This is a genomic window from Cupriavidus sp. (assembly GCF_057315035.1).
Genome location: NZ_DBHKYV010000025.1, coordinates 52,537 through 66,341, shown reverse-complemented (window position 1 = coordinate 66,341; position 13,805 = coordinate 52,537). Strand labels below are relative to the sequence as shown.

Here is a 13,805-nt window from a genome sequence, read left to right as displayed (position 1 = left end):
TGGGGGCTCCCGTTTTTGCTCAGGCGTCGCCGGCCAGCACCTGCGCGATATGGAGCACGCGGGTGCGCGAATCGCCGGAACGCCGCAGGCGACCTTCGATATTGAGCATGCAGCCGAGGTCGCCGAGCACTACCGCGTCGGCACCGCTGGCCTTGATATTGGCGCACTTCTCATCGACGATCGCCGTGGAGATGTTGCCGTACTTGACCGAGAACGTACCGCCGAAACCGCAGCACGCCTCGCAATCCTTCATCTCGGTCAGTTGCACGTTGGGCAGCTTGCCAAGTAGCGCGCGCGGCTGCTGCTTGACGCCGAGTTCGCGCAACCCCGAGCAGGAGTCGTGGTAAGTGACATGGCCGGAAAAACCTGAATCGAGCGCATCGACCTTCGCCACATTGACCAGGAAATCGGTCAGTTCAAACACGCGTTCGCGCAACCGCTCGTAGCGGCCATGCAATTCGGGATCGTCGCGCAGCAAGTCCTGGTAGTGATGGCTGATCATGCCGCCGCATGAACCCGACGGTACGACCACGTAGTCGAACATCTCGAACTCGCGCAGGAATTTCTCGGCCAGGTCGCGCGATACCGCACGTTCGCCAGAGTTGTACGCCGGCTGTCCGCAGCACGTCTGGGCCTCGGGCACCATGACCTCATAACCGGCGGATTCCAGCAACTTGAGCACGGAGAACCCGATTTCCGGGCGCATGAGGTCCACCAGACAGGTGGCGAACAGTCCGATTCGCATTGTTTCCCTTTTCTTCCAGACCCTGAAACCTCGCAATTATGCGCCTTCGCCACGCCGCTGCGAGCATCGCGCGCCGCAAACTTGCTCAGCCCGACACCTAATGTGGCTCATGCTGCGTGTGCGCTCACCGCGCAATCTCTGGAATGAAATCTCGGGAATCACGTTTCACCAGTTGAAATTTTCACAATGCGAGATAGAATCAGGCAGACGCTTAATTTGCCGCAAGGCAACATTTTTCACATGGCAGAAGCAGACAAGTCACCCGGCAAGACCTCGATCCAGGTGATCGAGCGCATGATGACGCTGCTGGACGCGCTGGCCCAGCACGCGGATCCCGTCAGCCTGAAGGAACTCTCGCTGGCCACGGGGCTGCATCCCTCGACCGCGCACCGGATCCTGAACGACATGGTGGCCTGCCGCTTTGTGGATCGATCCGATCCGGGCAGCTACCGGCTGGGCATGCGCCTGCTGGAGCTGGGCAACCTGGTAAAGGCGCGCCTGTCGGTGCGAGATGCGGCGCTGGCGCCGATGCGTGCACTGCATCGCGTGACCGGACAGACCGTCAACCTGTCGGTACGCCAGGGCGACGAAATCGTTTATATCGAACGTGCCTACAGCGAACGTTCGGGCATGCAGGTGGTGCGCGCCATAGGTGGCCGCGCGCCGCTGCACCTGACCTCGGTCGGCAAGCTGTTCCTGGCAGCCGATGAATCGGCGCGTGTGCGCAATTACGCCACGCGCACAGGGCTGGCCGGGCATACCCGCACGTCGATTACCGACATTTCCAAGCTGGAACGCGAGTTGAGCTGGGTACGCTCGAATGGCTATGCACGCGACAACGAGGAACTGGAGCTTGGCGTGCGCTGCATCGCCGCTGGCATCTATGACGATTCGCGCCGGCTTGTGGCAGGCCTGTCGCTGTCGGCACCGGCGGACCGCCTGCAGGACAGCTGGCTGCAGAATCTCAAGGACACGGCCCTGCAGATCTCACGCGGCATGGGCTACGTGTCGGAGCCCATCGCCTGACCTCGAACGCCCATTGGGCAATCGCAGCACAAAAAAGAACGCGCCGGGGGCAGTAGCCCGACGGCGCGTTTTCCATGCGCAACGGCAACAGCTCAGGTGCCGTGCGACTGCTGCGATACCAGGATCGCCGCAGGGGATTTAGGACCCTGCGTAAGATTGGGCGTTGAAGGGAAAGGGCGCGGTTGGCCCCCTGCCGTCGACGGTTGATGCTCGAGCCAGGTACGGACGCGCGTGGCATCGGCAAAGCGTGACAGCTTGCCAACCGAATCCAGGAACACCATCACCACGTTGCGGTCGTTCACACGCGTCTGCATCACCAGGCACTGCCCCGCCTCGGAGATGTAGCCAGTCTTCTGCAGGCCGATATCCCAGCTGCCGCCGCGCACCAGGCGGTTCGTGCTTACGTAGTGCTGCGTGCGGCCGAGCACGTTCACTTCATGTTCGGTCTGGGTCGAGAACTCGCGGATGGTCGGATTGCGGTACGCAGCGTTGACCAGGCGTGCCAGGTCCATCGCGCTCGACACATTGCTGCTCGACAAGCCGCTCGAATCGACAAAGTGGCTGTCGTTCATGCCAAGCTCGCGCGCCTTCTTGTTCATGGCGCCGACAAACGCCGGCAAACCGCCCGGATAGCTGCGACCCAGCACCGAGGCGGCGCGATTCTCCGAAGACATCAGTGCCAGCAACAGCATCTCGTGGCGGGTCAGCGTGGTGCCGAAACGCAGGCGCGAGCTGCTGTGCTTCTCGGTGTCGCGATCGTCCTCGGACACCGTCAGCATTTCATCCATTGGCAGGCGCGAATCCATCACCACCAGGGCCGTCATCAGCTTGGTGATCGAAGCAATCGGCAGCACGGCCGTCGGATTCTTCTGGAACAACACCTCATTGGTGTTCTGGTCCATCACCAGCGCAACCGACGAACGCAGCGACAGCGCGTCATCGGTATCGCGCAAGCCCATCGCCTCACCCAGCGACGGCTTGGCCGGCACGAAGGCCGCCCGGACCGGCGCGGCATGGCTGGCTACGGCTGTTCGCTTGCCGTTCTTGACGACAATCACCTTGCGTGGAGACGCCGCCACCTTTTCGGAAGCGGTTTTTTTGCTTGTTTTAGAAGCTTTTTCGGTCTTTTTCGCCGACGTTTTCGCCGCAGTCGACTTCGTCGCTGCGTACGTGGCCGGCGCGGCCATCAGGGCAACCGATACCAGCGCCGTAGTGGCGAGGGCGGTCAATTGAGGAAGGCCGAAAAGTCGAGACATAAAGGATTCGGTCCGGAACATGGTCTGTTCAGCGCTAGTGCGGAATGGCGCTAGTTTAGGAAATTAAGAAATTCTTAGCAAGATTAATGACTTACAGCGGCTCTTTAAAGTTTGATTCGCAAACATTTCCACATTACGGGAAAAGAGACGTTTAAGACATTTACCCGCCAACTCAAAAACAACACTTCGGTCGGTCGCTGAGCATCAACCGTCACGTCGACATCGATGCCGACATCGGTGTCGACAATCCACTGCAACGACCTGTCCCTCTACATCATCTATACGTCGATATCGGCCTGCATGGCAGAATCCTGATGGCAAATCAGGGCAAATCATGAGAGGAAACGCACGAACCCGCTTACCGGTTCACGTTCCGTCGTCAACTGATTGGCTGTCGCATTCGGGTCTGCATAGCCCAGCGACATCCCGCACACAACCATCTCCTCCTCGGTCAGCCTCAGTTGCTGCTTGATGATGCTGTGAAATTGCGTAAAGGCGGCTTGCGGGCAGGTATCGAGACCCCGTGCGCGTGCCGCCACCATGATGCTTTGCAGGAACATGCCGTAGTCGAGCCAACTGCCCTGCTCCATGATCCGGTCGATCGTGAAGATCAGGCCAACCGGCGCATCGAAGAAACGGAAATTGCGCGCATGCTGCTCGTGCATGCGCGCCTTGTCCTCGCGACGAATCTCCAGCAGGCTGTACAGGTCCCAGCCAACCTTGCGCCGACGCGCCAGGTACGGGTCGGCCCATTCGCGCGGATAGTACGGATATTCCTCGCGATACTTTGAATCGCGCTCGGGGTCGTCGTAGGCGGCCAGCACGTCGGCACAGAAGCGCGCCTTGGCGTCGCCCGACAACACATAGACCTTCCACGGCTGCGTGTTGGTACCAGACGGCGCGCGGCTGGCCACCGCAAGGATCTCCTCGACGGTTTCGCGCGGCACCGGCGCGTCCAGGAACGCGCGCACCGAACGGCGGGTCGTGATGGCGCGATCAACGATCGCTGCGTCACCGGGATTCGACATGCTCTGCGGTCTCCTCAATTCCTTGAATTCCTCAAATCCTGCTCATTGGTCCGGCTGGTTCACCACCAGCCGCTGCAATGCCTGGCGCAACGCGGGCGGCAATGCCACCGGCCTGCGCGTCGCGCGATCCACGTACACGTGAACGAAGTGTCCCTGCGCCGCAGCCACGTCATCGTCGTTGCAGAACAAACCGACTTCGTAGCGCACGCTCGAATTGCCAAGCTTCGCCACGCGCAAACCGGCTACGACCGTATCGGGAAAGCTCAGCGACGAGAAGTAATTGCACTGCGTCTCGATCACCAGGCCGATGGTCGGGCCTGCCTCGATGTCGAGCACGCCTTCGCGAATCAGGTACGTATTAACAACGGTATCAAAGTAACTGTAGTAGACAACGTTGTTCACGTGACCATAGACATCGTTATCCATCCAACGTGTCGTGATGGATTGGAAGTGCGCATACGCACCGCGACGATCGGGTTCAGGCTTCATCGATGATGAATCAGTGGACGTCCATGAGAGACGGAATCTTGAATTGCGATGCCACAGCCACACGACAGGTTCGTATGAGCGTACGGTTTGCCGCAAGGTTCCAAACTTTTTTCTTTATCTGCAACGTTCATGTTGCTTGCGTTGCCACGCCAGGCGCGATGACGCGGTTCTGCGATGCGCAATACTGGGCGTGATAGAGGGCGTGATAGTGCGACGCCAGCGTGACGGTTTGCGTGTGCACCGCCACAGTGTTCTCGATCTGGTTGCCGTAGCCACCCGCCATGGCGACCGCAATCGGCAGCCGGCGAGCCAGGGCAAAGTCGAACACCATCGTGTCGCGCCGCGCAAGACCTGCCATCGTCAGGCGCAACCGCCCCAGGCGGTCATCCTCGTGTGGGTCGGCACCCGCCAGGTAGACCAGCAGGTCGGGCGCGAAGCGCGCCTGCAGCGTGTCGAGCGCACCGGCCAACGCCTGCGCATATCCATCGTCATCGCAACCATCGGGCAAGCCGACATCGAGGTCGCTGGCCTCCTTGCGGAACGGATAGTTCTTCTCGCCGTGCAGCGACAACGTGAACACGCTCGGATCGTCGCGCAGGATCGAGGCAGTGCCGTTGCCCTGGTGCACGTCGAGATCGATGACCGCCACGCGACGCACGCGTTGCCCGACTTCATCCCGCTGCAAATGGCGCGCGGCAATTGCAGCATCGTTGAACACGCAGAAGCCACCGCCCTTGTCGGCATACGCATGGTGCGTGCCGCCCGCGAGGTTGACCGCTATACCCTGGTCGAGCGCCGTACGGCACGCAGCCATCGTGGCACCGGCCGAACGCCGTGAGCGTTCCACCATTTCATGCGACCACGGAAAACCGATCTCGCGCTGGCGTGCCGGATCGAGCTGGCCGCCCGAGACCGCGGCGATGTATTCGGCGGTGTGCGCCAAGGCCAGCGCCGCGTCGTCGGCGCGCGGCGCCTCATGCAGCTGCACCTCCGGCAAGTCGCGCAGCACGGCATCGCGCAGCATGCTGTATTTGCGCATCGGGAAGCGATGCCCCGGCGGCAGCGGCAGGACAAAGTGGTCGGCGTAAAAGGCAAGCATCGAGGGTTGGGGGCGGGTGCGGACAAACGGGTCGCTTGTGATGCTTTGGCATCATTCGCCGACCGGGCAGTCAGCGATGGTAGCACCGAGCCGGCTGCGTCGCCGCATGGCGCTTGAAACGCCTGAATTTCTGGCGCCGCACCACGCGCGGAGATCAGGATAAACCCTTGCCCCATGGGCTCCACGTGGATTTTCCTGCCCTTGCAGACCGTTTCACCGGACTATTTTTTGTGCGATGCACAAAAACCGCTTGACACCCATCTTGGTTTTCTTAGAATTGGAATTGTTGCGGCGCATCAAAGGCAGGGAAGTTTTACACGACCCAGCCTGACGCCCACAAATAGATACACGCTCGGGCTAGTCAAGACATAAGTCATGGCTTTGACATCTGGGCGGCTTAATTTCACTTTTGCTTGACCTTGAAGTTCACCACTGGAGACCAGCAATGATCCTGACCCCTGAACAAGTTGCAGCCGCACAAAAAGCCAACCTCGAGACCCTGTTCGGCCTGACCTCGAAAGCCTTCGAAGGCGTCGAGAAGCTGGTTGAGCTGAACCTGCAAGTGGTCAAGGCTACGTTCGCCGAAAACGTCGACAACGCCAAGAAGGCGCTGTCCGCCAAGGATGCCCAGGAACTGCTGGCCATCCAGGCATCGCTCGTGCAACCGGTTGCCGAAAAGACCCTGGCCTACACGCGCCACCTGTATGAAATCGCTTCGGAAACCCAAAGCGAGTTCACCAAGGTTGCTGAAGCCCAACTGGCCGAAGGCACCAAGAACGTGCAAGCCCTGGTCGACAACTTCGCCAAGAACGCACCGGCAGGTTCGGAATCGACCGTGGCTATCGTGAAGTCGGCAATCTCCGCCGCCAACAACGCCTACGAGTCGGTCCAGAAGGCCACGAAGCAGGCTGTTGAAATGGCCGAGACCAACTTCCAGGCCGCTGCCACCGCCGCGACCAAGGCTGCCCAGCAAGCCAGCGCCACGGCTCGCACGGCTGCCAAGAAGTCGGCAACTGCTGCCTAAGCACCCGTAGTACTCCAGCGTACCGGCTTCGGCCGGTCCGTTGGCAAAGCGCCCTACCCAGCCTTATGCGCGGACGTTTTGCCAACGGTGGTGAATGACTGAGTCAAGCGTCAATCGCCTCGTACCAATGTCTCCTCGGTACTGAATCCAAAAGGTATCGATTCCAGCCCGGCCCCTGCATGCAGGTAGCCGGGATTTTTTTCGTCTGGGTTTTACAAGAGGCTCCCCTCTCCCGCGCGACATACAAGGGGTCGGGGGAGAGGGCCTGAGGTTCAAATTGCGACGCGTCTCAGCTTGAGCGGCCTTGCCCTCTCCCCCCGCCCCTCTCCCGCATCGCGGGAGAGGGGCGGTAGCTTGTGGAGTTTGAAATCTTGGCGGTTAATTGAACAACTGCCCAAAAAGAAACCCGCCTGATGGCGGGTTTCCTTCGCTACAGCAGTTACAGCAACTTCCAGCGCTTAACGCTTGCGCGGCGGCGGTACGTCCGTGCAGACGCCTTCGTAGATTTCCGCAGCCATGCCAACCGATTCGCCCAGCGTCGGGTGCGGGTGGATCGTCTTGCCGATATCCACGGCATCGGCGCCCATCTCGATGGCCAGGCACACTTCGCTGATCAGGTCGCCCGCATGGGTGCCGACAATGCCGCCACCGATGATGCGGTGCGTTTCCTCGTCGAAGATCAGCTTGGTGAAGCCTTCGTCGCGGCCATTGGCGATGGCGCGGCCAGAGGCGGCCCAAGGGAATACGCCCTTGCCGTACTTGATGCCCTGCGCCTTGCACTGTTCCTCGGTCAGGCCGGCCCAGGCCACTTCCGGATCGGTGTAGGCCACCGAAGGAATCTGCTTGACGTCGAAGTACGCCTTCTCGCCATGGGCGGCTTCCGCGGCCACGTGGGCTTCGTGCACGGCCTTGTGGGCCAGCATCGGTTGGCCGACGATGTCGCCAATCGCGAAGATGTGCGGCACGTTGGTGCGCAACTGGTTGTCGACGTCGATAAAGCCGCGGTCGGTCACTGCCACGCCAGCCTTCTCGGCACCAATCTTCTTGCCGTTCGGCGAGCGGCCCACCGATACCAGCACCGCGTCGTAGCGAACCGGTTCAGCCGGCGCGCCCTCACCTTCGAACTTCACGTAGATGCCGTCCGGCTTGGCTTCCACGCCAACCGTCTTGGTCTTCAGCATTACGTTGTCGAAGCGCTGCTTGTTCATCTTGTCCCAGACCTTGACCAGGTCCCGGTCGGCGCCCTGCATCAGGCCGTCGAGCATTTCCACCACGTCGATGCGTGCGCCCAGCGTGCTGTACACCGTGGCCATTTCCAGGCCGATGATGCCGCCGCCGATCACCAGCATCTTGTTCGGGATATCGCGCAGTTCCAGCGCGCCCGTCGAATCGAAAATGCGCGGATCTTCAGGAATGAACGGCAGCTTCACGGCCTGGCTACCGGCCGCGATGATCGCCTTCTCGAAGCGGATCACGGTCTTCTTGCCATTGGTCGCCTTGGCATCGCCCTCGGTTTCCTGCACTTCGAGGTGATTCGGGTCGAGGAACGTGCCGATACCGCGCACCACCTGTACCTTGCGCGACTTGGCCATGCCAGCCAGACCACCGGTCAGCTTGTTGACCACGCTTTCCTTGTAGTGACGCAGGCCGTCCAGGTCGATCTTGGCTTCGCCGAACAGGATGCCGTGCGCGGCCAGCGCCTTGGCCTCGTCGATCACGGCCGCGTTATGCAGCAGTGCCTTCGACGGGATGCAACCGACGTTCAGGCAGACGCCGCCCAGCGTGCCGTAGCGCTCCACCAGCACCGTGTTCATGCCGAGGTCCGCCGAGCGGAAGGCTGCCGAGTAGCCGCCGGGGCCTGCGCCCAGCACGAGCATGTCGCACTGGATGTCGGCACTGCCGCTGTGCTTGGCGGCCGTGGGTGCCGCAGCCGGCGCAGCGGCCGGTGCCGGGGCTGCCGCGGGAGCAGGCGCCGCGGCGGGAGCCGGTGCCGGCGCTGCGGCCGCACCCGCTTCCACGGTGCAGATCACGGTGCCCTTGGCCACCTTGTCGCCTACCTTGACCTTGACGTCCACGACCTTGCCGGCCGACGACGACGGCACTTCCATGCTGGCCTTGTCGCTTTCCAGCACGATCAGCGACTGCTCTACCTCGACCGTGTCGCCGGCCTTGACCAGCACCTCGATCACTTCCACCGCGTCGAAATCGCCGATATCCGGCACCTTGACTTCGATCACACTCATGCTTTTCCTCCTGGGATGCGCGTCCCGCCCGCTCGCGGGGTCAGGGCGCGCCGTCGTTGTTGGTTGCCACGTCGCCCGGCTGCAGGGGCGTCATCTGAAGCTTCACCGTATGCACATCGATCGGTCCGGCCGAACTCTTGTCGAATTCGATCCCGGCATCGACGCCGATCCGCGCAATGTCCCCGGCACCCAGGCCGGGCTGGTCGTACACCGCATGCATTGCCCCGAGCGCATAGTTGCGGCCCGAGCCAATACCCCAGAAGCGGTCGAACGAAAACACCTCGCGGTAGGAATAGACGCCATAGATGCCGCCCGGATTGGCGATCAGGCAGACGATCTGCGATGACTCATAAGGGTCGTCCTCGTCTTCCTTGGTGTTGATGAAGTACTCGTTCTTGAGCCGTTCATGCACCTTGAGGAAGGTCCGGAACACATCGTCGCGCGTCAACAGGCGGCATTCGTCGCCCATGCCCGTCAACAGCGCGCGCATCACCGGAAAATGCGCGGTGGTGCCCGCCAGCGCGACGAAACTCTCGCCCACGGGAATCACCTTCTGGTTGCGCTCATAGGCACGCGACAGCCGCGTGTCGCCGAACGTCACCAGCGCATCGGCCGCGATCGCCACCTCGTCACCCTTACGTACGACAACGCAGGTAGTCATGGACCCTCTCCAAGCGTCACGCAGTTCGCACACCGGCAAAGCCGGTGTGCGTTGCGGTTGCTTCAAGGTGAAGCGAAGCGGTTCTGGCTAGGCGCGCGGCCGCAGACAGTACAAGTGGTACGGCAAGGCCGCGCAACGACGCCAGAATCATCTTTAAGCGACCGCTTACAGCAGAATGCGGCGGAAATCGGCCAGCAACTGGGCGAAGTACGTGTTGAAGCGTGCCGCCTCGGCGCCGTCGATCACGCGGTGATCCCACGACAGCGACAGTGGCAGCGTCAGGCGCGGCTCGAACTGCTTGCCGTCCCAGACCGGCTTCATGTACGACTTGCATACGCCCATGATGGCCACTTCCGGCGCGTTGATGATCGGCGTGAAGTACGTGCCACCGATGCCGCCCAGCGACGAGATCGAGAAGCAGCCGCCCTGCATCTGGTCCGGCTTGAGCTTGCCGTCGCGGGCCAGCTTGGCCAGTTCGCCCATTTCCTGGCTGATCTGGAACACGCCCTTCTTGTCGGCATCCTTGATCACCGGAACGACCAGGCCATTCGGCGTGTCGGCCGCAAACCCGACGTTGAAGTACTTCTTCAGCACCAGGTTGTCGCCGTCCAGCGATGCATTGAAGTTCGGGAACTTCTTCAGCGCCGCCACGGTGGCCTTGATCATGAACGCGAGCATCGTGACCTTGATGCCGGCCTTCTCGTTTTCCTTGTTCAGCTGTACGCGGAAAGCTTCGAGGTCGGTGATGTCGGCCTCGTCACAGTTCGTGACGTGCGGAATCATGACCCAGTTGCGATGCAGGTTGGCGCCCGAGATCTTCTTGATGCGCGACAACGGCTTCGATTCCACCTCGCCAAAGCGCGTGAAATCAACCTTCGGCCACGGCAGCAGGTCCAGGCCCACGCCCGACCCAGCGGCGGCGGCAGCCGCCGGCGCGGCGGTCTGGCCGGACATCACGCCCTTCACGAAGCCCTGCACGTCCTGCTGCGTGATACGGCCCTTGGGACCGGAGCCCGGTACGCGGGACACATCGACACCGAGCTCGCGCGCAAACTTGCGCACCGACGGGCTGGCGTGAGCAGCCTTGCCCGTGACGCCTTGGGCCGGTGCGGCGGCCGCAGCCGGTGCCGGGGCGGGAGCAGCCGCGGCAGGAGCCGGGGCGGCGGCAGGCGCGGGAGCCGGCGCTGCTGCAGCCGGTGCCGGCGCCGGGGCAGCCGCGGCACCACCTGCAGCTTCCAGGATCAGGATCAACGTGCCCTGTGCCACATTGTCGCCAACCTTGACCTTGACTTCCTTGACGGTGCCGCCTTGCGGGGCCGGCACGTCCATCGTGGCCTTGTCGGACTCCAGCGTCACCAGCGCGTCTTCCGCGTTGATCTGGTCACCCGGCTTCACATGGATTTCGATCACGGGCACGGCGTCGTAGTCGCCAATGTCGGGCACCTTGACCTCGACCGTACCGCCACCGCCAGCCGGCGCGGCGGCCGGGGCCGGAGCAGCAGCTGCCGGCGCGGGCGCGGCGGCAGCGGGGGCCGGTGCGGGTGCTGCGGCAGCGGGGGCCGGAGCCGACGCGGCGGCGCCGGCAGGCTCCAGCATCACCAGGACCGAGCCTTCGGACACGTTGTCGCCCACCTTGATCCGCACTTCCTTGACGGTGCCGGCCTGTGGCGACGGCACGTCCATCGTGGCCTTGTCGGACTCCAGCGTGACCAGCGCGTCTTCCGCGTTGATCTGGTCGCCCGGCTTCACATGCACTTCGATGACGGGAACGGCGTCATAGTCGCCGATATCCGGCACCTTGATTTCAATCGCTTGACTCATTCAGTGTCTCTCCTGGGCAGCCGGCACTCTGGTCAGATACGACAAACGCGACAAACGCCCGGCGAGGTTACTCTCGCCGCACGCATCTGTCACGCTGCCGCGCATCACCCGCGCCGTGGGGCACCACCGGCTCAGCCGGGGGCGCCCCGCGGCGCGTCGGATACCGCGCTGCGGGGGTTCAGTCGTGCAAGTCCGGGAATCAGACCGACATCGGGTTCGGCTTGTTCGGGTCGAGGTTGTACTTCTTGATGGCTTCGGCCACCTTCTCGCGACCGATCGCACCCTCGTCGGCCAGCGCCTTCAGCGCGGCCACCGTCACCCAGTTGCGGTCCACTTCAAAGAAGTGGCGCAGCTTCTCGCGGGTATCCGAGCGGCCGAAGCCGTCGGTGCCCAGTACCACATAGCGGCGCGGCACGAACGGACGGATCTGCTCGGCAAACGCACGAATGTAGTCGGTCGAGGCGATGACCGGACCGCGCACGCCCTTGAGCTTCTGCGCGACAAACGACTCGCGCGGGGCTTCGGTCGGGTTCAGCAGGTTGTGACGCTCGGTGTCCTGGCCTTCGCGGGCCAGTTCGGTGAAGCTCGGGCAGCTCCAGATGTCCGATTCCACACCCCAGTCCTTCTTGAGCATGTCGGCGGCGGCAATCACTTCGCGGAAGATCGTGCCCGAACCCAGCAGCTGCACGCGCGGTGCGTTGCTGTTTTCCACGCCCTTGCGGAACTGGTACATGCCCTTGACGATGTCCTTCTCCACGCCAGCCGGCATTTCCGGATGCTCGTAGTTCTCGTTCATCACCGTCAGGTAGTAGTACACGTCTTCCTGTTCGGCGTACATGCGGCGCAGGCCGTCCTGCATGATCACGGCCAGTTCGTACTGGAACGTCGGATCGTACGAGATGCAGTTCGGGATCACGGCATGGAACACATGCGAGTGGCCGTCTTCGTGCTGCAGGCCTTCACCGTTCAGCGTGGTACGGCCCGAGGTGCCGCCCAGCAGGAAGCCACGCGAGCGCATGTCGGCAGCCGCCCAGCACAGGTCGCCGATACGCTGGATGCCGAACATCGAGTAGTAGATGTAGAACGGAATCATCTGCACGCCGTGCGTCGAGTACGACGTGGCGGCGGCGATCCAGTCGCACATCGCGCCGGCTTCGTTGATGCCTTCCTGCAGCACCTGGCCAGTCTGCGATTCCTTGTAGAACATCAGCTGGTCATGGTCTTCCGGCACGTACTTCTGGCCTTCCTGGTTCCAGATACCAACCTGGCGGAACAGGCCTTCCATCCCGAAGGTGCGCGACTCGTCCGGCACGATGGGCACCACGTGCTTGCCAATCTGCTTGTCCTTGAGCAGCGTGTTCAGGATCCGCACGAAGGCCATCGTGGTGGACACTTCGCGGCCTTCGCCGGTGGCCTTGAGCAGCGCGTCGAACGCCGACAGCTCGGGCACCTTCAGCGCGTCGGCCTTCTGGCGGCGGGCCGGCAGGTAGCCGCCCAGGTTCATGCGCGCCTGGCGCATGTATTCCAGTTCCTTCGAACCTTCGTCGAAGGTCAGGTACGGAACGTCTTCCAGCTTGTCGTCCGGCACCGGGATGTTGAACTGGTCGCGGAACGCACGGATCGCGTCCACCGGCATCTTCTTCTGCTGGTGGGCCACGTTCATGGCCTGGCCGGCATCGCCCATGCCATAGCCCTTGATGGTCTTGGCCAGGATCAGCGTCGGCTGGCCCTTGTGCTCGCTGGCCGCCTTGTAGGCCGCGTACACCTTGTGCGGATCATGGCCGCCACGGTTCAGGCGCCAGATGTCGTCGTCGGACCAGTCGGCCACCATGGCCTTCAGTTCCGGCGTGTTGAAGAAGTGCTCGCGCACGTAGGCGCCGTCCTTGGCCTTGAAGGTCTGGTACTCGCCGTCCACGCAATCCATCATGCGCTTCATCAGCAGGCCCTTGGTGTCGCGCGCCAGCAGCTGGTCCCAGCGGCTGCCCCACACCACCTTGATCACATTCCAGCCCGAGCCGCGGAATTCCGATTCCAGTTCCTGGATGATCTTGCCGTTGCCGCGCACCGGACCGTCCAGGCGCTGCAGGTTGCAGTTGATCACGAAGACCAGGTTGTCCAGCTTCTCGCGGCCGGCCATGCCGATCGCGCCCAGCGATTCCGGTTCGTCGGTTTCACCGTCGCCCAGGAACGCCCACACCTTGCGGTCGCCCGCGTTCGTCAGGCCGCGGCTGCCCAGGTACTTCATGAAGCGTGCCTGGTAGATGGCCATGATCGGGCCCAGGCCCATCGACACGGTCGGGAATTGCCAGAAGTCCGGCATCAGCCACGGGTGCGGGTACGACGAGATGCCCTTGCCGTCCACTTCCTGGCGGAAGTTGTCGAGCTGTTCGGTGGTCAGGCGGCCCAGCAGGAA

General features: G+C 62.6%; 12 protein-coding genes. 3 read left to right on the top strand and 9 right to left on the bottom strand.

All coding sequences use genetic code 11. The annotated features are described in order from the left end of the window. Nucleotides 1–19 precede the first annotated feature (19 nt). Entirely contained in the window at nucleotides 20–745 is a 726-nt protein-coding gene (locus ACO550_RS25360; protein WP_315596736.1) for a (Fe-S)-binding protein, read from the bottom strand. A gap of 240 nt (nucleotides 746–985) precedes the next feature. On the opposite strand from ACO550_RS25360, the gene ACO550_RS25355 reads away from it, so the two are divergent. After that, a complete protein-coding gene (locus ACO550_RS25355) occupies nucleotides 986–1,771 on the top strand; it encodes an IclR family transcriptional regulator domain-containing protein (protein ID WP_315596735.1) in 786 nt (261 codons plus the stop codon). Nucleotides 1,772–1,863: 92 nt separating this feature from the next. Here the strand turns inward: ACO550_RS25355 and pbpG are convergent, their stop codons facing one another. Continuing rightward, nucleotides 1,864–2,829 (bottom strand): D-alanyl-D-alanine endopeptidase, encoded by a 966-nt coding sequence (gene pbpG / locus ACO550_RS25350; protein ID WP_485994996.1) that lies wholly within the window; start codon nucleotides 2,827–2,829, stop codon nucleotides 1,864–1,866. On the opposite strand from pbpG, the gene ACO550_RS25345 reads away from it, so the two are divergent. Next, nucleotides 2,816–3,004, top strand: a complete 189-nt coding sequence (locus ACO550_RS25345) for a hypothetical protein (RefSeq protein ID WP_485994995.1) — start codon at nucleotides 2,816–2,818, stop codon at nucleotides 3,002–3,004. The two genes, pbpG and ACO550_RS25345, sit on opposite strands and share 14 nt — an antisense overlap. A 355-nt stretch (nucleotides 3,005–3,359) precedes the next feature. Here the strand turns inward: ACO550_RS25345 and ACO550_RS25340 are convergent, their stop codons facing one another. From ACO550_RS25340 to ACO550_RS25330, 3 genes are all read right to left on the bottom strand, one after another. Beyond that, a complete protein-coding gene (locus ACO550_RS25340; RefSeq protein ID WP_315596733.1) occupies nucleotides 3,360–4,055 on the bottom strand; it encodes a nitroreductase family protein in 696 nt (231 codons plus the stop codon). A 42-nt stretch (nucleotides 4,056–4,097) separates the two neighbouring features. Then, the gene (locus tag ACO550_RS25335; RefSeq protein WP_315596732.1) at nucleotides 4,098–4,544 is read right to left on the bottom strand and encodes a thioesterase family protein; all 447 of its coding nucleotides are present in this window, start codon (nucleotides 4,542–4,544) and stop codon (nucleotides 4,098–4,100) included. A 127-nt stretch (nucleotides 4,545–4,671) separates the two neighbouring features. Beyond that, entirely contained in the window at nucleotides 4,672–5,643 is a 972-nt protein-coding gene (locus tag ACO550_RS25330) for a histone deacetylase (protein ID WP_315596731.1), read from the bottom strand. Nucleotides 5,644–6,088: 445 nt separating this feature from the next. Between ACO550_RS25330 and phaP1 the strand changes: the two genes are divergently transcribed. Next, a complete protein-coding gene (phaP1, locus tag ACO550_RS25325; RefSeq protein ID WP_315596730.1) occupies nucleotides 6,089–6,667 on the top strand; it encodes a TIGR01841 family phasin PhaP1 in 579 nt (192 codons plus the stop codon). A gap of 458 nt (nucleotides 6,668–7,125) precedes the next feature. Here the strand turns inward: phaP1 and lpdA are convergent, their stop codons facing one another. From lpdA to aceE, 4 genes are all read right to left on the bottom strand, one after another. Further along, nucleotides 7,126–8,910, bottom strand: coding sequence for a dihydrolipoyl dehydrogenase (gene lpdA, locus ACO550_RS25320; RefSeq protein ID WP_315596729.1), 1,785 nt, complete (start codon nucleotides 8,908–8,910; stop codon nucleotides 7,126–7,128). Between the two features lie 40 nt (nucleotides 8,911–8,950). After that, entirely contained in the window at nucleotides 8,951–9,571 is a 621-nt protein-coding gene (locus tag ACO550_RS25315; RefSeq protein WP_315596728.1) for an MFS transporter, read from the bottom strand. 165 nt (nucleotides 9,572–9,736) lie between these two features. Further along, nucleotides 9,737–11,392, bottom strand: a complete 1,656-nt coding sequence (gene aceF, locus ACO550_RS25310) for a dihydrolipoyllysine-residue acetyltransferase (RefSeq protein WP_315596727.1) — start codon at nucleotides 11,390–11,392, stop codon at nucleotides 9,737–9,739. 199 nt (nucleotides 11,393–11,591) lie between these two features. Further along, the coding region (gene aceE / locus ACO550_RS25305; RefSeq protein WP_485994994.1) for a pyruvate dehydrogenase (acetyl-transferring), homodimeric type at nucleotides 11,592–13,805 on the bottom strand (2,214 nt) is incomplete at its 5' end.

What these genes read in the sequence shown, in the direction of transcription:
- ACO550_RS25360 (WP_315596736.1), bottom strand. Translation starts at nt 745, where the DNA reads ATGCGAATCGGACTGTTCGCCACCTGTCTGGTGGACCTCATGCGCCCG.
- ACO550_RS25355 (WP_315596735.1), top strand. Translation starts at nt 986, where the DNA reads ATGGCAGAAGCAGACAAGTCACCCGGCAAGACCTCGATCCAGGTGATC.
- ACO550_RS25340 (WP_315596733.1), bottom strand. Translation starts at nt 4,055, where the DNA reads ATGTCGAATCCCGGTGACGCAGCGATCGTTGATCGCGCCATCACGACC.
- ACO550_RS25335 (WP_315596732.1), bottom strand. Translation starts at nt 4,544, where the DNA reads ATGAAGCCTGAACCCGATCGTCGCGGTGCGTATGCGCACTTCCAATCC.
- ACO550_RS25330 (WP_315596731.1), bottom strand. Translation starts at nt 5,643, where the DNA reads ATGCTTGCCTTTTACGCCGACCACTTTGTCCTGCCGCTGCCGCCGGGG.
- phaP1 (WP_315596730.1), top strand. Translation starts at nt 6,089, where the DNA reads ATGATCCTGACCCCTGAACAAGTTGCAGCCGCACAAAAAGCCAACCTC.
- lpdA (WP_315596729.1), bottom strand. Translation starts at nt 8,910, where the DNA reads ATGAGTGTGATCGAAGTCAAGGTGCCGGATATCGGCGATTTCGACGCG.
- ACO550_RS25315 (WP_315596728.1), bottom strand. Translation starts at nt 9,571, where the DNA reads ATGACTACCTGCGTTGTCGTACGTAAGGGTGACGAGGTGGCGATCGCG.
- aceF (WP_315596727.1), bottom strand. Translation starts at nt 11,392, where the DNA reads ATGAGTCAAGCGATTGAAATCAAGGTGCCGGATATCGGCGACTATGAC.